The organism is Intrasporangium sp. DVR (assembly GCF_040365325.1).
GTDB lineage: Bacteria > Actinomycetota > Actinomycetes > Actinomycetales > Dermatophilaceae > Intrasporangium.
In genome coordinates this window covers 219,919-240,078 of the sequence record NZ_BAABZW010000016.1, presented here as the reverse complement: position 1 = coordinate 240,078, position 20,160 = coordinate 219,919, and the positions used below count along the sequence as shown (strand labels likewise).

At 71.3% G+C, this 20,160-nt stretch carries 18 protein-coding genes; 8 read left to right on the top strand and 10 right to left on the bottom strand.

Annotated features, from left to right (window positions below; translation table 11 throughout):
• The first annotated feature begins 58 nt into the window (after positions 1-58).
• Together ABWV20_RS13170 and ABWV20_RS13165 are read left to right on the top strand one after the other, a co-directional pair.
• Positions 59-1,084: an NAD-dependent epimerase/dehydratase family protein gene (locus ABWV20_RS13170; protein WP_353355724.1), complete on the top strand. Its 1,026-nt coding sequence runs from the start codon at positions 59-61 to the stop codon at positions 1,082-1,084.
• A gap of 88 nt (positions 1,085-1,172) precedes the next feature.
• A complete protein-coding gene (locus ABWV20_RS13165) occupies positions 1,173-2,315 on the top strand; it encodes a hypothetical protein (protein ID WP_353355722.1) in 1,143 nt (380 codons plus the stop codon).
• Between the two features lie 122 nt (positions 2,316-2,437).
• Here the strand turns inward: ABWV20_RS13165 and prcA are convergent, their stop codons facing one another.
• The 4 genes from prcA to dop form a co-directional block, all read right to left on the bottom strand.
• Positions 2,438-3,361, bottom strand: coding sequence for a proteasome subunit alpha (prcA, locus tag ABWV20_RS13160; protein WP_353355720.1), 924 nt, complete (start codon positions 3,359-3,361; stop codon positions 2,438-2,440).
• A complete protein-coding gene (gene prcB, locus ABWV20_RS13155; protein ID WP_353355862.1) occupies positions 3,358-4,143 on the bottom strand; it encodes a proteasome subunit beta in 786 nt (261 codons plus the stop codon). The genes prcA and prcB overlap by 4 nt, the downstream gene beginning before the upstream one ends.
• A gap of 44 nt (positions 4,144-4,187) precedes the next feature.
• Complete coding sequence (locus ABWV20_RS13150) at positions 4,188-4,394, bottom strand: ubiquitin-like protein Pup (RefSeq protein WP_353355718.1); 207 nt, start codon at positions 4,392-4,394, stop codon at positions 4,188-4,190.
• A gap of 131 nt (positions 4,395-4,525) precedes the next feature.
• Positions 4,526-6,046 carry a depupylase/deamidase Dop gene (gene dop / locus ABWV20_RS13145; protein WP_353355716.1) on the bottom strand — a complete coding sequence of 507 codons (1,521 nt, stop codon included), beginning with the start codon at positions 6,044-6,046 and terminating at the stop codon, positions 4,526-4,528.
• A gap of 88 nt (positions 6,047-6,134) precedes the next feature.
• Here dop and ABWV20_RS13140 point away from each other — a divergent pair, with 88 nt between their 5' ends.
• Entirely contained in the window at positions 6,135-7,124 is a 990-nt protein-coding gene (locus ABWV20_RS13140; protein ID WP_353355714.1) for a ribose-phosphate diphosphokinase, read from the top strand.
• 7 nt (positions 7,125-7,131) lie between these two features.
• Positions 7,132-7,521 carry a DUF3054 domain-containing protein gene (locus ABWV20_RS13135; RefSeq protein WP_353355712.1) on the top strand — a complete coding sequence of 130 codons (390 nt, stop codon included), beginning with the start codon at positions 7,132-7,134 and terminating at the stop codon, positions 7,519-7,521.
• Positions 7,522-7,619: 98 nt separating this feature from the next.
• On the opposite strand, the gene arc is transcribed toward ABWV20_RS13135, so the two are convergent.
• From arc to ABWV20_RS13115, 4 genes are all read right to left on the bottom strand, one after another.
• Positions 7,620-9,368, bottom strand: coding sequence for a proteasome ATPase (gene arc / locus ABWV20_RS13130; RefSeq protein ID WP_502901789.1), 1,749 nt, complete (start codon positions 9,366-9,368; stop codon positions 7,620-7,622).
• Between the two features lie 181 nt (positions 9,369-9,549).
• On the bottom strand, positions 9,550-10,659 hold the full coding sequence (locus ABWV20_RS13125) for a tRNA (adenine-N1)-methyltransferase (protein WP_353355708.1): 1,110 nt from the start codon (positions 10,657-10,659) through the stop codon (positions 9,550-9,552).
• A gap of 11 nt (positions 10,660-10,670) precedes the next feature.
• A complete protein-coding gene (locus ABWV20_RS13120; protein ID WP_353355860.1) occupies positions 10,671-11,015 on the bottom strand; it encodes a single-stranded DNA-binding protein in 345 nt (114 codons plus the stop codon).
• A gap of 263 nt (positions 11,016-11,278) precedes the next feature.
• Positions 11,279-12,436: a site-2 protease family protein gene (locus ABWV20_RS13115; RefSeq protein ID WP_353355706.1), complete on the bottom strand. Its 1,158-nt coding sequence runs from the start codon at positions 12,434-12,436 to the stop codon at positions 11,279-11,281.
• Between the two features lie 75 nt (positions 12,437-12,511).
• Between ABWV20_RS13115 and ABWV20_RS13110 the strand changes: the two genes are divergently transcribed.
• Positions 12,512-13,351, top strand: coding sequence for a RecB family exonuclease (locus ABWV20_RS13110; protein ID WP_353355704.1), 840 nt, complete (start codon positions 12,512-12,514; stop codon positions 13,349-13,351).
• A gap of 191 nt (positions 13,352-13,542) precedes the next feature.
• Here ABWV20_RS13110 and ABWV20_RS13105 read toward each other — a convergent pair whose 3' ends face one another.
• The gene (locus ABWV20_RS13105) at positions 13,543-14,886 is read right to left on the bottom strand and encodes an aspartate aminotransferase family protein (RefSeq protein WP_353355858.1); all 1,344 of its coding nucleotides are present in this window, start codon (positions 14,884-14,886) and stop codon (positions 13,543-13,545) included.
• Between the two features lie 57 nt (positions 14,887-14,943).
• Complete coding sequence (locus tag ABWV20_RS13100; RefSeq protein ID WP_353355702.1) at positions 14,944-16,455, bottom strand: CoA-acylating methylmalonate-semialdehyde dehydrogenase; 1,512 nt, start codon at positions 16,453-16,455, stop codon at positions 14,944-14,946.
• A gap of 59 nt (positions 16,456-16,514) precedes the next feature.
• Here ABWV20_RS13100 and ABWV20_RS13095 point away from each other — a divergent pair, with 59 nt between their 5' ends.
• Genes ABWV20_RS13095 through ABWV20_RS13085 form a run of 3 tightly spaced genes read left to right on the top strand, consistent with a single transcriptional unit; the run spans position 16,515 to position 20,000 of the window.
• Positions 16,515-17,873 carry an aminotransferase-like domain-containing protein gene (locus tag ABWV20_RS13095; RefSeq protein WP_353355700.1) on the top strand — a complete coding sequence of 453 codons (1,359 nt, stop codon included), beginning with the start codon at positions 16,515-16,517 and terminating at the stop codon, positions 17,871-17,873.
• Between the two features lie 55 nt (positions 17,874-17,928).
• A complete protein-coding gene (locus ABWV20_RS13090) occupies positions 17,929-19,329 on the top strand; it encodes a sensor histidine kinase (protein ID WP_353355698.1) in 1,401 nt (466 codons plus the stop codon).
• Entirely contained in the window at positions 19,326-20,000 is a 675-nt protein-coding gene (locus ABWV20_RS13085; protein WP_353355696.1) for a response regulator, read from the top strand. Before ABWV20_RS13090 ends, ABWV20_RS13085 begins: the two co-directional genes overlap by 4 nt.
• Positions 20,001-20,160 lie beyond the last annotated feature (160 nt).

The window sequence follows — 20,160 nt, the reverse complement described above, 5'->3', positions numbered from 1 at the left end:
TCTCTGCTGCGCGCGAACGTCGTGGACCGCGGCGCGGTGCACGTGGTGTGCTCGCTCCATGGCATCGATCCTGGTTCTCGGAGGTACCAGCTGGCTGGGCGGTGCGGTGGCAGCGCAGGCGCTCGCCTCGGGGCACGAGGTCACCTGTCTCGCGCGCGGAGAGTCGGGCTCCGTCCCGGAGGGCACCCGTCTGGTGCGGGCCGACCGAAGCGACCCGATGGCATACGCTGCACTGCCCTCGTCCGCCCACTGGGATCTCGTCGTCGACGTCGCGCGCCAGCCCGGCCACGTCCGCGGGGCGGTCCGGTCCCTGGCGAGCCGAGCGATGCACTGGGTGTTCGTCAGCTCGTGCTCGGTCTACGGCCGGCACGACGAACCCGGCGCCGACGAGTCGGCGGCGTTGCTCCCGGCCCTCGAGGCCGACACGGCGACGCCCGAGCAGTACGGCGAGGGCAAGGTCGCATGTGAGCGGGCCGTGCTCGAGGGCAGGAACCGGGATGCCCTCATTGCGCGCAGCGGGCTCATCGTCGGACACGGCGATCCGAGCGAGCGGTTCGGCTACTGGCCGGGTCGCTTCGCCGAGGCAGCCCGTGACGGCGGTCCCGTCCTGGTGCCGCAGGCCGGGGAGCAACCAGTGCAGTGGGTCGATGTCGTCGACCTGGCCGCCTGGCTGGTCGCTGCGGGACTTTCCGGCACCACCGGCGTCCTCAACGCCATCGGTTCGCCTGTGCCCTTCCGGGAGGTGATCGACAGCGCTGCCCGGGTGGCCGGTTTCACGGGTGACATGGTGCAGGCCGACGCTGCGTCCCTGGGTCGGCACGGTGTCCAGGAGTTCATGGGACCGCGGTCGCTGCCCCTGTGGCTGCAGGACCCGCACTGGCAGGCATTCATGGACCGGAGTGGCGCCGCAGCGGCGCGGGCGGGGCTCACCACGCGGCCTCTGGGGGCCACCGTGGCCGACGCCCTCGCCTGGGAGACGGAGCTCGGCACGGGACGGTCGAGGGTCAGGGCGGGGCTCGACCGTGCCGACGAGCTCGCCATCCTCAGCACATTGTCGGTGGAGCGCCCGGCAGGACGGCGATGAGGTCGGACCACCCCTGTGTCGATTTGCGGGGGCCTGTCAGAATGGCCAACGCCCCCCTTCCGACGCACTCCTCCACACTCTCTCTTGGATGGCCATGATCGACAGACCCAACTTCAAGTTCTCCCGTCGCGGATACGAGCCGGAGGAGGTCGATGCGTTCCTCGAGACGCAGAACCGCACTCTCCAGGCTGCGAAGAAGGACGCCTCCGAGCGCAGCGTCGAGCTGACGAAGCTCAACGCACAGCTGGCGGACCTCCGCGGGCAGCTGGCGCAGCAGTCCCGTGCCATGGCCGACCTGAAGAAGGCGGCCCCCACCCAAGCCCAGACCTACACCGAGCTCGGGGAGCGCATCGGCCAGATCCTCGCCCTCGCCGACGCCGAGGCCGCCGAGATGCGCAACCGCGCCGCCATGGAGGCCGACCAGATCCGCGAGCGCGCCAACAACGCGGCCGCAGAGCTCAAGGCGACCACGGGTGCCTACGCGGACCAGGCCAAGGCGCGCGCCGACGAGGAGGCGCAGCGGATCGTCGCGCAGGCGAACCGCGAGGCGCAGGCCATCATCGCCGAGGCGCAGAGCGTCGCGTCCGCCCAGCGCCAGGAGGCGGCTGCGGAGTACGAGTCGCACCGCGCCAAGGCCGCGGCTGCCACCGCCGAGCTCGAGACGACGCTCGCGCACCGGCGTGAGCAGGCCGACAAGGAGTTCGAGGCACGCCGTCAGGCCCTCGAGGCCACGCTCGTCGAGGCCGAGCGCCAGGCGCGACAGCTGCGCGACCGGTCGGAGCAGGAGGCCGCCGAGCTGCGCGGCCGCGCCCAGGCGATCCTCAACGGCGCGCAGTCCCAGGCCGACCTCATCGTCTCCGAAGCCCGCGACCACGCGTCGCGCCTGCGCGAGGAGTCCGAGCGAGAGCTCGCCGCGTCGACGGCGCAGCGCGATGCCATCACGGCCCAGCTGTCCAACGTGCGTCAGATGCTCTCCACCCTCGGCGGTGGTGCGATTGCCGACGCGCTGCCGGCGCAGCCGCAGGAGCCCGCAGCGCAAGCGGCGCCTGAGCCGCAGGCTGCGTCTGGACGGGCGCCCGTGGCCGAGCCGGCCGCGGCGGACACGACCATCGTCATGCAGGCGATCCCCTCACCGGACGACCGGAGGCAGGGCGAGCGCCGCAGCGACGACGCCGACGCCGACGGCGATGCGGCCGACACCGAGGCGAGGGAGCCGGCCCGCAGCAGCTGAGCGGTCGGACGTCGTCCGCGCTGACACCATTCGACACACTGTTCGACGCCGTCCGGCCCGCACGGGCTGGGCGGCGTCGAGGTGTCGGACTGACTGGCGGCGGCGAGGGGTGGATCGCCCTCTCAGCCTTGCTGGGTGGGCCCGTCGTCCCTGCCCTGTCCATGGTGCGGTGGGCCGGCGTTGTCGTGCCCCAGGGAATGACCGTCCGGGCCTGCGTCGTCGGCATCGTCCTCCGGGGAGCGCGTGCCCTCGGGGCCGGCCGGCCCAGCGGCGACGTCGTCCGACTCGCCGCTGAGCACCTCGGGATGACCGGGGTGCGTCTCGTCGACCGGGGCGTCCGACATCGGGTTGTCGCGGCTAAGCAGTCCGTCGAGGAGGGTCCCCACGACGCGGCGGAAGGTGCGGCGTGGCCGGTCGCGGTCGAGCACGGCCACTTCGAGCTGGTCCGCTCCGAGCTGGCGCGGCTCACCACCATCGGGCGAGACCGCCAGCACGTCGACGGCCAGGCGCAGCGCCTCACCGAGGTTGAGGCCAGGCCGCCACAGCTCCGACAGCCGTGCCTCAGCCTGCTCGCTGGCCCCGCCCATGACGACGAAGCCTCGCTCGTCGGCAACGGACCCGTCGTAGGTGAGGCGGAAGATCTGGTCGTGCTCCACGCGCGACCCGACCTCGGCGACGACGATCTCGATCTCGAAGGGCTTGGACTCCTGGGTGAAGACCGCTCCGAGGGTCTGGGCGTAGGTGTTGGCCAGCGCGCGCGCCGTGACGTCGGTGCGGTCGTACGAGTAGCCACGGAGGTCCGCATAGCGGATCCCGGCGACTCGAAGGGACTCGAACTCGTTGTAGCGGCCGACCGCGGCGAAGGCGATCCGGTCATAGATCTCGGACACCTTGTGCAGAGCACGGGAGGGGTTCTCCGCGACGAAGGCGATGCCCTTGTCGTAGGCGAGCACGACAACCGAGCGACCGCGCGCAATCCCCTTGCGGGCGAAGTCTGCCCGGTCCTTCATCACCTGCTCTGGCGGGACGTAGAACGGCATCGTCATCGGGCACCTCCGGGGTTTCCTCGGCGCGACTCGACGATCGCCGACACGTGGCGCTCGAGGACGTCAGCCTCGATGAAGCGTGATCCCGCGTGGTCGACGACCGCGACGGTGGGCCAGATCTGCCGGCCGACGTCGGGACCGCCGGTGGCGGAGTCGTCGTCGGCGGCGTCGTAGAGGGCCTCGACGGCAACGCGGACCGCGGTCTCCTCGCTCATCCCCGGACGCCACAGCTTCTTCAGCGCTCCGCGGGCGAACACGGAGCCGGAGCCGCTCGAGTGGTGGCCGCCCTCGAGATAGCACCCGCCGGTCACGTCGTAGGAGTAGATCCGGCCCTGGCCCTCGTCGAGGTCGTAGCCGGCATAGGTGGGCACGACGGTGAGCCCCTGCATCGCGAGGGCGAGGTTGCCGCGAATCATCGACGCGAGGCGGTTGGCCTTGCCCTCGAGGGACATGATGGCGCCCTCGATCTTCTCGTAGTGCTCGAGCTCGACCTGGTAGAGCCGGATGAGCTCGACAGCGATGCCGGCGGTCCCCGCGATGCCGACGACGCTGTACTCGTCGGCGATGAAGACCTTCTCCATGTCGCGGTTGGCGATGATGTTGCCCATGGTCGCGCGGCGGTCACCGGCCATGACGACCCCGCCGTCGTGCAGGAGGGAGACGATCGTCGTCCCGTGGGGCGCCTCGATGCTCGCGCCGAGTGGAAGTGGTCGGCCCGACGGCAGCAGCTCGGGTCGGTAGCCGGACACGAACTCGGTGAAGGACGACGACCCGCTCATCATGAACGCGTCGTCAAGGCGCGGGGCGCGTGAGGTCGGTCGGCCGCTCACTGGCCGCCCTTCTGCACGAACCCTCGCACGAACTCCTCGGCATTCGACTCGAGAACGCCGTCGATCTCATCGAGGACGCTGTCGATGTCGTCGGAGAGACCCTCCTTGACGGCGGCGCCCGGCGGAGCCGCGGGCGGGGGCTCGGGAACCTCGGGGGGCTCCTCGTCCCTGCGCTGCGGTCTGGCGTGTTCCTGGCCCGGCATGGCTACCTCCCAAAACGCGAATCACCGACACACCGACCCTAACCCGTTCCCGCCGCACCTGCGTCGGCGTCCCATGCCGATCGCCCGGTCCCGCCCATCGGTGGACCACCGGGATCGGTCGCTCGGGGTGGCTAGTCGGGTGTGGCGAGGGCGCGGAGCAGCGACTCGACGTCCGGGCTCTCGTCGATCAGCTGCCCGACCTGGGCCCTCGTGCCACGCTCCGGCTCGAGGATGGGCACCCGCTGGAGGTTGGGCCGCCCCGGGACGTCGAAGACGACCGAGTCCCAGCTGGCCGAGAACACCTGCGGGGTGAAGCGGCTGACGCAGTTGCCACGGAACCAGGCGCGGGTGTCCTCCGGAGGGGTCGCCTGGGCGGTCCGGACCTCGTCGGCCGTCACGAGGTCGACGGTGCGCCCGCGGTCGCGGAGCCGGTGGAGCAGGCCCTTCTCGGGGCGCACGTCGGCCCACTGGATGTCGATCGCGGCCAGCCGGTGGTCGTCCCACTCCAGTCCGTCGCGCTGCCGGTAGCCGGTGAGCAGCTGCAGCTTCGTCACCCAGTCGATGAGCCCCGTCGCCGACATGACGTCGCCGGCGAGCCGGGTGAGGACGTCCTCCCAGTGCTGCATCACCTCCTCGGTCGCCTCCGGCACCGGGTCGTCGGCGCGCCCGTCCAGCCAGGCCCGCGCCGCCTCCAGGTAGAGCCACTGCACGTCGAGCGCGGTCATCGAGCGCCCGTCGTGGAGCTCCACCGTGGTCTTGAGGGTCGGGTCGTGCGAGATCGCCTGGAGGGCGGCCACCGGTCGCCGGATCGACCAGTCGGACCGGAGGTGCCCGTCCTCGATCATGCCGAGCACGAGGGAGGTCGTGCCCATCTTGAGCAGTGTCGTCACGTCGAGCAGGCTCGCGTCGCCGATGATGACGTGCAGGCGGCGGTAGCGGTCCGCGACCGCGTGCGGCTCGTCCCGCGTGTTGATGATCGGCCGCTTCAGCGTCGTCTCGAGCCCCACCTCCGTCTCGAAGAAGTCCGCGCGCTGCGAGATCTGGAACCCCGCCCCCCGGGAGTCCACGCCCAGGCCGACACGCCCGGCCCCGCAGATCACCTGTCGCGTGACGAAGAAGGGGATGAGGTGCCGGACGATGTCGGGGAACGGGGTCCGTCGGGGCATGAGGTAGTTCTCGTGGGTGCCGTAGGACTGGCCCTTGCCGTCGGTGTTGTTCTTGTAGAGGTTCACCGGCGCCTGCCCCGGTCGGCCCGCGAGCAGCCGCACGGACTCGAGGGCGATCGCGTCCCCGGCCCGGTCCCAGCGGATCGCGTCGCGGGGAACCGTCACCTCAGGGGAGCTGTACTCGGGGTGGGCGTGGTCGACGTAGTAGCGCGCGCCGTTGGGCAGCACGACGTTCGCGAGCGTGGGGTCCTCGATGTCCGTCAGCTGGCTCGGGTCGGCCGTGTCGCGGTCGACGTGCCAGCCCCGTGCGTCCTGCAGTGGGTCCTCGAAGGCATAGTCCCAGCTCGACTGGTTGGAGCGGATCCCGTGGGCGGCGGCATAGACGCTGACCACCTGCCCGGAGAGGAACATCGGGTTGGCCATGGGGTCGCCGGGCACCGAGATGCCGAACTCGGTCTCGAGCCCCATGATCCGCCGCACCGTCATGGTCGAGACGATAACCACAGCATCCGGGCGCCGGACCGGCAGGTCGACTATCGTCGACACACACGCGAACCTCGAGAGGGGATCACCAGTGAAAGATGTGGTCGTCTTCAGCGGCTCCGCCCATCCAGCCCTCGCCGACCGGATCTGCGCTCATCTCGGCGTGACCCGGTCCCCCGTCGACATCAAGCGCTTCAGCAACGACTGCCTCCAGGCGCAGCTGCTGGAGAACTGCCGGCTCCGCGACGTCTACATCGTCCAGCCCCTCGTGCCGCCCACGCAGGAGCACCTCATGGAGCTGCTGCTCATGATCGACGCGGCGCGCGGGGCGTCCGCGGCCCAGATCACCGCTGTGATGCCGCACTACGCCTACGCCCGTTCCGACAAGAAGGACGCGTCCCGGATCTCCCTCGGCGGGCGCCTCGTCGCCGACATGATCTCGACGGCCGGCGCGCACCGCGTGCTCACCATGGCCCTGCACGCGCCGCAGGTGCACGGGTTCTTCTCCATGCCGGTCGACCACCTGACGGCCATCGGCGTGCTCGCCGACCACTTCCGCGGCTCGGACCTGTCGGACTGCGTCGTCGTCAGCCCGGACCTCGGCAACGCCAAGGTGGCGAGCCAGTTCGCCCGGCTGCTCGGGTTGTCGGTCGCAGCCGGCTCCAAGCGGCGCATCTCCGACGACGAGGTCGTCATCGACTCCATCGTCGGCGACGTCGCGGGCCGCCGGGCGATCATCCTCGACGACGAGATCGCGACGGGCGGCTCCATGCTCGAGCTGATGGACCGCCTCCGCGACGAGGGGGCCACCGAGGCCACCGTCGTGTGCACCCACGGTCTCTTCGCCGGCAAGGCCGTGGAGCGACTGCGGGGTCACCCCTTCGTCACCGAGGTCGTCACCACCGACACCGTCCCGCCCCCCGCAGGCTGGCCCGAGCTGCGGGTCCGCTCCGTGGCGGCCCTGCTCGCCGAGGCCATCGACCGGATCCACCACGGTCGGTCCGTGTCGTCCCTCTTCGAGGGGGTCGACCCCACGTATGCTCCCCCGCAGGCCCGTCTCCCCTTCGAGTCACTGGCGTGACGCCCGGATGACCGTCCGGGCACCGCTCTGGCGCGCTCCCGCAGTGGCGTTCGGCATCGACGTCCTGCTCGTGGTGGTCTTCGCGACGATCGGGCGAGCTTCCCACGACGAGGCCCTCACCGTCGGCGGAGTGCTCGCGACGGCGAGCCCGTTCCTCGTGGGCACGGTCATCGGCTGGCTGGTCGTGCGCAGGCGCCGAGGCTCGTGGCCGCTCGAGGTCGGGCCGGGGATCACCGTCTGGTTCTCGACCCTCCTCATCGGGATGGTGCTGCGCGTGGTCGTGCTCGGCAGCTTCGCCTGGGCGTTCCTCGGGGTCGCCGCGGCCGTCCTGGCGGTGCTCGTCATCGGCTGGCGCGCGCTCGCGAGCCGGGCGGGCACCCGCCGCGCCGGACGCTGAGAGCGAGCCCAGCGGCATACGACCCTCAACTGAGCCGTATGCCGCTGAGCTCGCCTCCGTCCTCGACGTCCTTGGGTGCCACGGCGTTTGACGACGGACTAGAGGTACTGCCCGGTGTTGGCGGTCGCGATGGACCGGCCCGGCTCCGTGCCCTCCTTGCCCTTCATGAGGGTCCGGATGTAGACGATCCGCTCGCCCTTCTTGCCGCTGATCCTGGCCCAGTCGTCCGGGTTCGTCGTGTTGGGCAGGTCCTCGTTCTCCTTGAACTCGTCGACGCAGCTGGCGAGGATGTGCTCGACCCGGATCCCCTTCTGCCCGGTCATCAGGAAGTCCTTGATCGCGAGCTTCTTCGCCCGGTCGACGATGTTCTGGATCATCGCGCCCGAGTTGAAGTCCTTGAAGTAGAGGATCTCCTTGTCGCCGCCCTGGTAGGTGACCTCGAGGAAGCGGTTCTCCTCCATCTCGGAGTACATCCGCTCGACGGCGGCGGTGATCATCGCCTCGACGGTGGCGTCGCGGTCCCCGCCGTGGATCGTCAGGTCGTGCTCGTGGAGCGGCAGCGACGTGACGAGGTACTTGCTGAAGATGTCGCGCGCGCTCTCGGCATCCGGCCGCTCGATCTTGATCTTGGCGTCGAGGCGCCCGGGCCGGAGGATGGCCGGGTCGATCATGTCCTCGCGGTTCGAGGCGCCGATGACGATGACGTTCTCGAGCCGTTCGACCCCGTCGATCTCGGCGAGCAGCTGCGGCACGATCGTCGTCTCGACGTCGCTCGAGACGCCGGAGCCGCGGGTGCGGAACAGCGAGTCCATCTCGTCGAAGAAGACGACGACGGGCGTGCCGTCCGAGGCCTTCTCGCGGGCTCGCTGGAAGATGAGCCGGATGTGCCGCTCCGTCTCCCCGACGTACTTGTTGAGCAGCTCGGGCCCCTTGATGTTGAGGAAGTAGCCCTTCTCGGTCTCCTTGCCGGACCGCTCGGCGACCTGGCGGGCCAGCGACGCGGCGACCGCCTTGGCGATGAGCGTCTTGCCGCACCCGGGAGGACCGTAGAGAAGGACCCCCTTGGGCGGTTTGAGGGCGTGCTCCTTGAACAGCTCCGGGTGCAGGAACGGCAGCTCGACGGCGTCGCGGATCTGCTCGATCTGCCCGGCGAGGCCACCGATGTCCTCGTACGCCACGTCGGGCACCTCCTCGAGCACGAGCTCCTCGACCTCGAGCTTCGGGATCAGCTCGTGGACGAAGTTGGACCTCGCGTCGAGGGTGAGGGAGTCGCCGACGCGGATGCGCTCGCCGAGCAGGGGTGTGGCGATCCGGCAGACCCGCTCCTCGTCGCCGTGCGTGACGACGACGACGCGGTCGTCGCCGAGCTTCTCCTTGACGGTGACGACCTCGCCGACGCGCTCGTAGCCGTGGGCCGAGACGACGTTGAGCGCCTCGTTGAGCATGACCTCGCGCCCGAGCGTCAGCTCCTCCGAGGCGACGGACGGGCTCACGGCAACGCGCATCTTGCGACCACCCGTGAGGATGTCGACGGCACCCTCCTCCGGCCGGTCCAGGACGAGGCCGAAGGTGCTCGGCGGCTGGGCGAGGCGGTCGACCTCCTTCTTCAGGGTGACGATCTGCTCCCGCGCCTCCTTCAGGGTGCGCACGAGCCGTTCGTTCTGGGTCGAGAGCGACTGGAGCGACGACTGCAGCTGGCTGAGGCGCGCCTCGAGCTCACGGGCCTGGTGCGGCGACGTCCGCGCCGCGTCACGCAGGGCACGCACCTCGCTCCTCAGCGCCTCGAGCTCACGGTCCGCGCGCCCGGGACCGCCTGCTGTCCAGGGGGCGCCCCCAGCCCCACTCATGCTGGTGATCGGCTCGGGACGCGGGCTCGTCTCCGCAGCCGATCCGGGGTCTCCGAGCCCGCGGGCCCGGGCCTCCTCGTTCGTGCTGTCGTCGGTCATCTCGGGCCTCCTCATCCGTCACGGCGGTCCCTCCACCGAGTCCCCGGAGGGGTCGTGACCCTTCGACCCTAACCCGGACGGGTCACAGATCCTCGGACGTTTCGGCCACGGATCGGCGAAGACGGCGGATCGTCTTGTCGCTCTTGACCCGCTCGCCCAAGGCCTCCGGGGTCCAAGCGGCATCGGGGATGTCGGTTGACGCGACGGAGCCGGACACCGTGGTGGGGTGCTCGGCCTGGGCCGGGACGCCGGCCCCCGCGTCGGGGTCGACTGTCTCTCCCATACCCTCGACCGGCGGGTGGGCACCCTTGGCCGGGCGGCGCTTGCGCTCCGGTGGGACCACCCCTGGCGCGAGACGACGGGTCGTGATCAGGAAACCCGTGTGCCCGTGCATCCGATGCTGGGGACGCACCGCGAGGCCCTCGAGGTGCCAGCCGCGGACGAGGGACTCCCAGGCGCTGGGCTCCGTGTAGCCGCCATGGGCCCGGATGCCTTCGGCGACCCGGCTCAGCTGGGTCGTCGTCGCGACATAGCAGATCAGCACCCCGCCGGGGAGCAGGGCGTCCGCGACGACGTCCAGGCATTCCCACGGAGCGAGCATGTCGAGGACGACCCGGTCGACCGAGGCGGGCGCGACCGTCCGGGGCAGCGCCTCCACGAGGTCGCCGACGGTGACCGTCCAGGCGGGGTGGTCGCCGCCGAAGAAGGCGCGCCCGTTGCCCCGGGCGATCTCGGCGAAGTCCGCCCGCCGCTCGAACGACAACACCCTGCCGTGCTCCCCGACCGCCCTAAGCAGGGACATCGACAGGGCTCCCGAGCCCACCCCCGCCTCCACGACCGTCGCGCCGGGGAAGATGTCGGCCATCGTCACGATCTGACCGGCGTCCTTGGGGTAGACGACGGCTGCGCCCCTCGGCATGGACATGACGTAGTCGCTGAGCAGCGGCCGGAGCGCGAGGTACTCGACGCCTGCCGTGTTGGTGACCACGGACCCGTCCGGGGCGCCGATGAGGTCGTCGTGGCGCAGGAAGCCGCGGTGCGTGTGGAACTCCCGGTCCGGCTCCAGGGTGATGGTGTGCAACCGGCCCTTGGGATCGGTCAGCTGGACCCGCTCGCCCACCTCGAAGACCCCTCGCCGATGGTGTGCGGTCGTGGGCGCAGCTGGGCTCGTGGCCACCTCGGCTTCGGTCATGGCAGGCAAGTCTAGGTGTCCGCGGCGCCGCTGCCGTGCACCCGGCGCAGGGCCTTGGCCTCGACCTCGTAGCGGCTCTGGCGTCCCTTCGGCGTCGCGAAGAACCGTCGTCGCAGCGACCCCTCGACCTCGATGGTGACGCCCGGGTCCAGTCGCAGAGCGGTCCGCCTGGTGCGAGCGCCCCAGCACACGACGTCGATGGTGTCGACCCGGCCCTGAGGTCGCTCTCCCTCTCCAGGACCGGCGCGTCGTGTGCTGTCGAGCCTGGGGACGACGACCCGGAGCGTGACGAGGGTGTCACCGCTGGGGAGCACGCGTTCCTCCGCGGCCGCGCTCAACCGGCCGCAGAGCCTCACCTCGTTCCGCCCGGGACCCGAACGGCCGGACCGGGCGTCCGCCCCGGACGACGTGCTGGCTGTGCTGCTTCTCGGCATCGCTGTGCTCCCTTCCGGCCCGGCGTTCTCGGGCACCGCAGAAGCGTGCGACACGGCGACGACCGACACGTCCCGTCCGACTGCGGCTGTGGACAGTGACCGGCGCGCCCGAGGGGGTGTGGACGACGCCATCTGCCGTGGTGGGCAGGCGTCAGCCGGTGGCCGCGTCAGCCGCGTCAGCCGCGTCAGCCCCGTCGGCGACGCGCCAGCGCGGCACCGACGACCGTGTTGACCCGGTCCGCCGTGACGAGCCCCCGGACACCCCGGGTCGCGTCGTCGACCACGAGGGCGACGGGAAGGTTGCGCTCGCCCATGGCTCGAACCAGGTCGGTGAGCACCGCATCCGGGCCCAGCGCCACGACCCAGTCGGCCGGCTGGGCGGTGACCACGGCGCCGAGAGGTGTCGTGGCGGCCGCCGCGTCGGGCACCTGCCCTGCCGCCGTCGGGTCGAACAACGCGAACGGCCAGCCCGACCCGTCCACCGCAGCCAGCCAGGTCGAGCCACCACCCGCAGCTGCCCGCCGCTGCACGTCGGCCACGGAGTCGGTCGCCGGGACCAGCAGCACCGGCTCGAGGACGTCCTCGACCGGCCCGGACGTCGCGTCGGTGATCGCACCGGCTCGGATGGCCTGGCTCGCACCCTGCCACAGGAAGAAGGCGATCGCGACCGGCCAGACGGCCTCGAACAACGCGATCCCCGCCCCCTCGAGAAAGGGTCGCCCGACGAACCACAGGACTGTGGCAACCGCCATGACGCGACCGAGCCATCCTGCGGCGACGAGGCCTGCGCCCCTGCGTCCGGTGACGCGCCAGACGAGCGCGCTGATGATCTGGCCGCCGTCCAACGGCAGCCCGGGCAGGAGGTTGAACAGCCCGACGAGGAAGTTCGCGCGGGCGACGATGAGCAGCAGGGTCGAGGCGGTCTCGTTGGTCACCCCGGCCTCGGCGATCCACGCGACGAATGCGAGCGCCAGGTTGGACAGCGGCCCCACGACGGCCACGATCGCAGTCGTCCCGGGAGAGGAGCGGGTGGCGTCGTAGACCGTGTGGCCGCCCCACACGTCGGCGACGATCCGCCCCACGGAGTGCCCGCGTGCCCGCGCTGCCAGGGCGTGGGCCGCCTCGTGGACGAGGACGGAGACGAGGAGCAGGAGCGCGTAACCGGCTGCGACGAGGTAGCCGTACGAGGCACCGCGGTCCGCTTGGCCGAGGGCAGGGCCGAAGACCGCGACGATGAGCACCGCGATGACCGGCCAGGACCGGGCGATGTACACGGGCGTGCCCGCGATGCTGCCGATGCGCCAGCCGTGGCGTCGGGAGTCGTCCGGCGCAGGTGAGGTCATGACGGGAAGCCTATGCGGGGCTCGGCGCGGCGTGGGCCACACCACGGTGTCGGAGCCCCGGCCTACAGTCGGGTCATGGTTCCCGCCCTGTCACCGAGTCGCGCTTCCGACTTCATGACGTGCCCGATGCTCTACCGCTTCCGAGTCATCGACAAGCTGCCGTCACCGCCGACCGCCGCGACGGCCCGCGGGACCCTCGTGCACGCGGTCCTCGAGCGGCTCTTCGACCTGCCGACAGCGCACCGCACCCTTGACGCGGCGATCGCCCTCGTGCCGCAGGAGTGGCAACGCATCGCGACCGAGGAGCCCGACATGCTCGCCCTGCTCGCGGAGCACGACGGCCGGACCGAGGAGTGGTTCTCCGGGGCCGGCGCCCTCCTGGAGACCTGGTTCGGTCTCGAGGACCCGACCCGCCTCGAGCCGGCGGAGCGCGAGCTGTACGTCGAGACGGAGGTCGACGGGCTCGTCCTGCGCGGTTACGTCGACCGCCTCGACGTCGCCCCGGACGGGGCGATGCGGGTCGTGGACTACAAGACCGGCAGGTCCCCCTCCGAGCGGTTCGAGGGCAAGGCGCTGTTCCAGATGAAGTTCTACGCCCTCGTCCTGTGGCGGCTGCGCGGTGAGATCCCCCATCTGCTGCAGCTCGTCTACCTCGGCAACGGTGAGATCGTCCGCTACCAGCCGGACGAGCAGGACCTCCTCGGGGTGGAGCGCAAGATCAAGGCGCTCTGGGCGGCCATCGAGCGAGCCGCCGAGCTCGGCGACTGGCGGCCGAGCCCGAGCCGCCTCTGCGACTGGTGCGAGCACCGACCGCTCTGTCCCGCCTGGGGTGGCACTCCCCCGCAGCTGCCGGAGGACGCCGCAACGCGCGCGGTCGACCCAAGGGCCAGCGGCCTGGTCACGATCGACGACTGAGCCGTATGCCGCTGGGCTTGCTTCCAGCCCACCCCTCCCAGCCGCTCGCAACACACCCGCTTACCGCGTGCGTGCACCCCCTCCAGCAGGGCCCAGCACGCGGTAGGCGGGTGTGTTGGCGCCGGTGACGGCGGCAGGGCGCGCGAGGCCGCTGGACCCGGGAAGCGGGCCCAGCGGCATACGGCATCAGGTCACGTGGTGAAGGTGTCGGCCACGTCGAGGGCCTCGTCGAGGATCGCCAGGCCCTCCTCGGCCTCCTCCGGCGTCGTCGTGCACGGTGGCACGACGTGGGTCCGGTTGAAGTGGGTGAACGGCCACAGTCCCCGCTCCTTGCAGGCGGCAGCGAACGCGGCCATCGGCGTGGCGGCGTCGCCAGAGGCGTTGAAGGGGACCAGCGGCTCGCGGGTCTCACGGTCACGGACGAGCTCGACGGCCCAGAAGACGCCCAGCCCACGGACGTCGCCGACACTCGGATGCCTTGCCGCGATCTCGCGGAGCCGCGGACCGATGACGTCCGTGCCGAGCCGGCGGGCGTTGTCGACGATGCCCTCCTCGTGGAAGGCGGTGATCGAGGCCACCGCCGATGCGCACGCCAAGGGGTGGCCGGAGTAGGTCAGGCCGCCCGGGTAGGCCCGCTCCCGGAAGGTGTCAGCGATGGCGTCCGAGATGATGACCCCGCCGAGCGGCACGTAGCCGGAGTTCACCCCCTTGGCGAAGGTGATGAGGTCGGGCACCACGCCCCAGTGGTCGACGGCGAACCACTCGCCGCACCGGCCGAAACCGGCCATCACCTCGTCGGCGATGAGCATGATGCCGTGCTCGTCACAGATCGCTCGCACGCCCTCGAGGTAGCCGTCCGGCGGGACGAGGATGCCGTTCGTCCCGACGACGGGCTCGAGGATGACCGCCGCCACCGTGTGGGGACCCTCGACCATGAGGGTGTCGCGGAGGTGGGCGAGGGCTCGGTCGCGCTCCTGCTCGGCGTTCTCGGCGTGGAACGCCGACCGGTAGGTGTAGGGCCCCCAGAAGTGGACGATCCCCGGCTGTCCGGGCTCGGAGGCCCAGCGGCGCGGGTCCCCCGTCAAGGTGATCGACCCAGCGGTCGCTCCGTGGTAGCTGCGGTAGGTCGCCAGCACCTTGTGACGACCGGTGTGCAGGCGAGCCATCCGCATGGCGTTCTCGTTCGCCTCCGCACCTCCGTTGGTGAAGAACACTCGGTCCAGGCCGTCCGGTGCGACCTCCGCGATGAGGCGAGCGGCCTCGCTGCGGGCGTCGTTGGCGAAGGCCGGCTGGATCGTGGCGAGACGGGCAGCCTGCTCCTGGATCGCGGCGACGACCTTCGGGTGCTGGTAGCCGATGTTGACGTTGACCAGCTGCGAGCTGAAGTCGAGGTAGCGGCGACCGGTGTAGTCCCAGAAGTACGAGCCCTGCGCCCGTGCGATGGGGAGGGGGTCGATGAGTCCCTGCGCGGACCACGAGTGGAAGACGTGGTCCCGGTCGAGCTGCCGGACGGTGTCCTCGCCGAGAGCGTCCATCCGCTCGGTGAACGAGGCCGCCGACGTGGTGGTGTCAGTCACGAGTCCTCCTGGAGCTCAACGGGTCCGCGGAAAGCCGAGGTCGACGGTCGACGCCGCCGGACCGGGCCATCGCTGGGTGACGACCTTGCCACGGGTGTAGAAGTTCACTCCCTCGGGACCGTACATGTGCGTGTCGCCGAAGAGGGAGTCCTTCCAGCCGCCGAAGGAGTAGTAGGCCACGGGTACCGGGATCGGCACGTTGACCCCGACCATCCCGACCTGCACCTCGGTCTGGAAGCGCCGGGCCGCACCACCGTCGCGGGTGAAGATGGCGGTGCCGTTGGCGTAGCGGTTGGCGTTGATGAGGGCCAGTCCCTCGTCGAACGACGAGACGCGGACGACCGAGAGAACGGGACCGAAGATCTCGTCCGTGTAGACCGTCATCTCGGGCGTCACCTCGTCGAGGAGCGTCATGCCGAGGAAGAACCCGTCGGACGGGAGATCCTGCCGGCGCCCGTCCACGACGACCTTCGCCCCCGCCGCGGCGCCCTCCCCGATGTAACGAGCCACCCGGTCCCGGTGCTCCCGGGTGATGAGCGGGCCCATGTCGGTGCCGGGCTCGTTCCCGGGACCGACCGTGAGGGACGGCAGACGGGCTCCGATCGCCTCGACGAGGCGGTCGGCCACGCCTCCCACGGCGACGGCGACCGACAGGGCCATGCAGCGCTCCCCGGCTGCACCGTAGGCCGCGGACACGATGGCGTCGGCGGCGAGGTCGAGATCTGCGTCCGGGAGCACCAGAGCGTGGTTCTTCGCGCCACCCAACGCCTGGACTCGCTTGCCCGCTGCGGTGCCCCGCTCGTAGATGTACCTGGCGACGGGTGTGGAGCCGACGAAGCTGACGGCGGCGACCTCATCGTGGTCGAGGAGCGCGTCGACCGCCTCCCGGTCACCGTGGAGAACGGTGAAGACCCCGTCCGGGAGCCCTGCCTCCTTCCACAGCTGGGCCAGGAAGAGGGCGGCGGACGGGTCCTTCTCACTCGGTTTGAGCACGAACGCGTTGCCGCAGGCGATGGCGTTCGCGCACATCCACAGCGGGACCATGGCCGGGAAGTTGAACGGGGTGATCCCGGCGACCACACCGAGCGGCTGGCGGATGCTGTAGACGTCGACGCCAGACGCGGCCTGTTCGCTGAAGCCGCCCTTGAGCAGCTGCGGGATGCCCGTGGCGAACTCGACGTTCTCGAGACCGCGCGCGATCTCCCCTGCCGCGTCGGCCAGCACCTTGCCGTGCTCGGAGGTGATGATCGCCGCCAGCTCGTCGGCCCGGGAGTGGAGCAGCTCGCGAAAGGCGAAGAGCACCGCGGCCCGGCGGGACAGGGAGCTGTGTCGCCACTCCCCCGCTGCGGCAACGGCCGTCTTGACCGCGGCGTCCACCTCTGCACGGGAGGCGAGCGGCACCAGGGCGGTGGGGCGTCCGGTGGCGGGGTCGAAGACGCGGGAGGTGCGTCCCGACGTGCCCGGGACCGGGCCGCCCGAGATCCAGTGGTCGAGCGTGCCTGGGGAGAGGACGGAGGTGTCGTTCATGGCAGCAGGCTAGGTTCCAGGTCGTGGCCGCACAAAGCATCTATTGATATGTTACAAACATGCGCGACACCCTCTCCGCTCTCGAGGAACGCCTGGACGCACCGACGAGCAGGGCCTTGGCTCAGGCGGTGTCACGCGCCATCCGAGATGGGGCTCTCGCGCCCGGGGAACGCCTGCCACCCATCCGGCGGGTGGCCCAGCAGCTCATGCTGTCCCCCACGACGGTCAGCTCCGCATGGCAGCTGCTGGCCCGTTCCGGTGTCATTCGGTCGGATGGTCGACGCGGCACCACCGTCGCCCTCGCCGGCTACGGCGGCGACCGCTACTCGAGCGCCCTCAAGCACGATCCGGGCAGCCGCCTCGACCTGTCGACAGGGGTTCCCGACCCCGCGCTCCTGCCAGACCTGGGCCGCCTCGTCGACCTGGTGGGGCGCGCCGAGGGACACGCTGCGCCGGGCAGCTACCTCGACGACCCGGTCCTGCCCGAGCTGCGGGACGTCCTGCTCGCCGACTGGCCCACCCCCGCCGAGGACCTGCTCGTCGTCGACGGCGCCATGGACGCCCTCGACCTCATCACCCGCGCTCTTCTCCGCCCCGGAGACCCCGTGGTGGTGGAGAGCCCCGGCTTCCCGGTGCTGCTCGATCTGCTCGAGGACCGCGGGGTCCTCGTCCTGCCCGTGGAGCTCGACCACAGCGGCCCGGATCCGGACGCCCTGGCCGCCCTGCTCGCCCGCAGACCGGTCGCCGTCATCGTCCAGCCGCGAGGCCAGAATCCGACCGGCGTCTCGCTGACCCCGACGCGTGCCCGACGGCTCGCCTCCCTCCTGGCTCCCACGTCGAGTCTCGTCATCGAGGACGACTCTGCCGGCGACATCGCATCCTCCCCCGCGCTGAGCCTGGGTCGCTGGCTCCCGGACCGGGTGATCCACATCCGCAGCTTCAGCAAGTCCTACGGGCCAGACCTCCGGCTCGCCGCCATGACCGGTCCCGCGTCGGTGCTGGCGCCGATCCGGCACGTCCGAGCCCTCGGGCAGGGGTGGACCAGTCGGCTGCTCCAGAGGGTCCTGACAGCACTGCTGACGGATGCGGAGACGCAGGCCGGGGTGCGCTCGGCCAGGGCCGAGTACGCGCGCCGCCGCGGCCTGGTCACCGGCCGTCTCGCCGAGCACGGCATCCCCGTCTCGGGGACCGACGGGCTCAACATCTGGGTCCCGGTGCGGGACGAGCCGGCCGCCGTGCTCCGGCTGGCCAGCGAGGGCATCGCCGTCGCCCCAGGGAGGCCATTCCTCGTCGATCGACGTGACGGCGAGCCACACATCAGGGTCACCACGGGGCTCATCACCGAGGGTCACCTCGCCATCGCCGACGCCATCGCCGACGCAGCGAGGGCGTCGGCCTGGTCGGCCCAGCACCGCTGACCCTCCCCGAGTGGACCCGGGGCACCCCGGGGACGCCTCACCTACGATCGGGACCGTGACCGGTGCGAGCAGGCGTGACCGTGGCCCGCAGTGGGGGTCGGCCACCATCGCCGACCTCGCCATCGCGGTGGTCCTCGCTGCGTTCCTGCTCACCGCGAGCCTCGGGGCGGTCTCCGACTCCGATCTGGGTGGCGTCTGGCGTGGCACCGTGCTCGGCGCCCTCGTGGTGCTGCACGCGGCGGCCCTCGTCCGGTCCCGATGGCCCGTCGCGACGTTCGCGGCAACGTCTGTCGCGATGCTGCCGCTCGCCCTCGCCCCCGACCTCTCCGGGCGGGCCGGCCTCGAGGTGGGCGGACCCTACTCGGCGCTCCTGCTGCCGAGCTCCCTCGTCTTCTTCGTCGCCCTTTACACGATCAGCTCACGCGCCGACCCTCCCCTCCCCCACCTCGCGCTGGGCCTCGGGCTGCTCGGCGCCGTCATCACGGTCGCCCGGCTCTGGAACGCCGACGAGTACGTCACCATCCCGGTCTCGGGCCTCATCGCGTGGCGACTGTTCATCGCTGCCGCCGTCACCGCCGGAGTCGTGGCGGCATGGTCCCTCGGCCGCTACCGCGCCACCCGAATCGCGTGGGTGTCCGCGCTGGAGGAGCGAGCCGTCCGTGCGGAGCGGGACCGGCTGGCCGCGATCGAGCAGGCTCGGGCCGACCTCGAGCGCGAGACCGAGCGCTCCGCCGCGGCCGAGCGACGTCGCATCGCCCGAGAGATGCACGACGTCGTCGCGCACTCGCTCGCGGTCGTCGTGGGGCAGGCGGAGGGTGGTCGCATGCTCGTCGAGAGCGAGCCGGGTCGAGCCAGAGAGGTGCTCGCCACGATCGCCGAGCAGGGACGACAGGCGCTGACCGAGATGCGGTCCCTGCTCGGAGTGCTCCGGGACGACGACACCGGCCCGGAGGCAGGCACCGCACCGCAGCCCGGGCTCGCAGATCTCGGTCGGGTGCTCGACGAGGTACGACGGGCCGGGACGACGGTCCACCTCGTCGAGGGTGGTGGGCCGGTCCCCTTGCCCGCCACCGCCGACCTCGCGGCGTTCCGGGTCGTCCAGGAGTCGCTGACCAACGTGGTGAAGCACGCACCGACGGGGGTCGGTGCGACCGTGAACTTGGACTGGCAGCCGAAAGGTCTGCGGATCCGGGTGCGCGACGGCGCGCCGGCTCCAGTCGCGCCACCGGTGCCCGGCCGTGGGCTGCTCGGGATGCGGGAGCGCCTCGCCCTCGTCGGCGGGGACCTCGTCCACGCCGGGCCCGCCCGCGACGGCGGCGGCGGGTTCCTCATCGAGGCCTGGGTCCCGAGAGCGCCCGAGGCTCGACGCCTCCCGGCCGCGGGCGACTCCGATCCGTCGTCCGAGCCTTTGTCCGGGCCCTCCTCCATTCGCCCAACCGAAGGAACCCATTCGTGACGTCCTCATCGACGATTCGCGTCGCCGTCGCCGACGACCAGGAGCTCATGCGGTCCGCCCTCGGCATGGTGATCCGCAGCCAGCCGGACCTCGAGCTCGTCGGCGAGGCCGTGGACGGGAGACAGATCGTGAGCCTGTGCCGAGAGCGACGCGTCGACGTCGTCCTCATGGACGTGCGGATGCCGCACCTCGACGGGATCGAGGCGACCCGGCAGGTCCTGGCGCTGCCCGATGGACCAAAGGTCATCGTCGTCACGACCTTCGACCTCGACGAGTACGCCTTCGCTGCCATCCGCGCCGGCGCGAGCGGCTTCCTGCTCAAGGACGCGCGCGGCGAGGACATCGTCGATGCCATCCGGGTCGTCCACGCGGGACACGCCGTGGTCTCTCCGTCGACGACACGTCGCCTCATCGAGCACCTCGTCGCGTCACCGGCACCGGACCGCGGAGAGGCGCAGCGGGTCCTCGACGGGCTCACCGCTCGCGAGCGGGACGTCCTCCTCGAGCTGGCCACCGGTGCGTCGAACGCCGAGATCGCCAAGCGGCTCTTCCTGTCGGAGTCGACGGTCAAGACCCACGTCGGCCACCTGCTCGGCAAGCTGCAGCTGCGCGATCGGGTGCAGGCGGTCGTGCTCGCGTACGAGATCGGGCTCGTGCGGCCGGGGACCTGACCGCGGCGGTGAGCCCAGCGGCATACGGACGCCGGTCGAGCACCTCACCCTTGAGGAGGATGGGAACGGGACCTCCGGGCGATGCGCCGGCCCTCTGGGGAGGGAGACGCTCCCACCATGAGACACACCAGCACGGATTCGGTGCCCTGGGTGTGGGGCC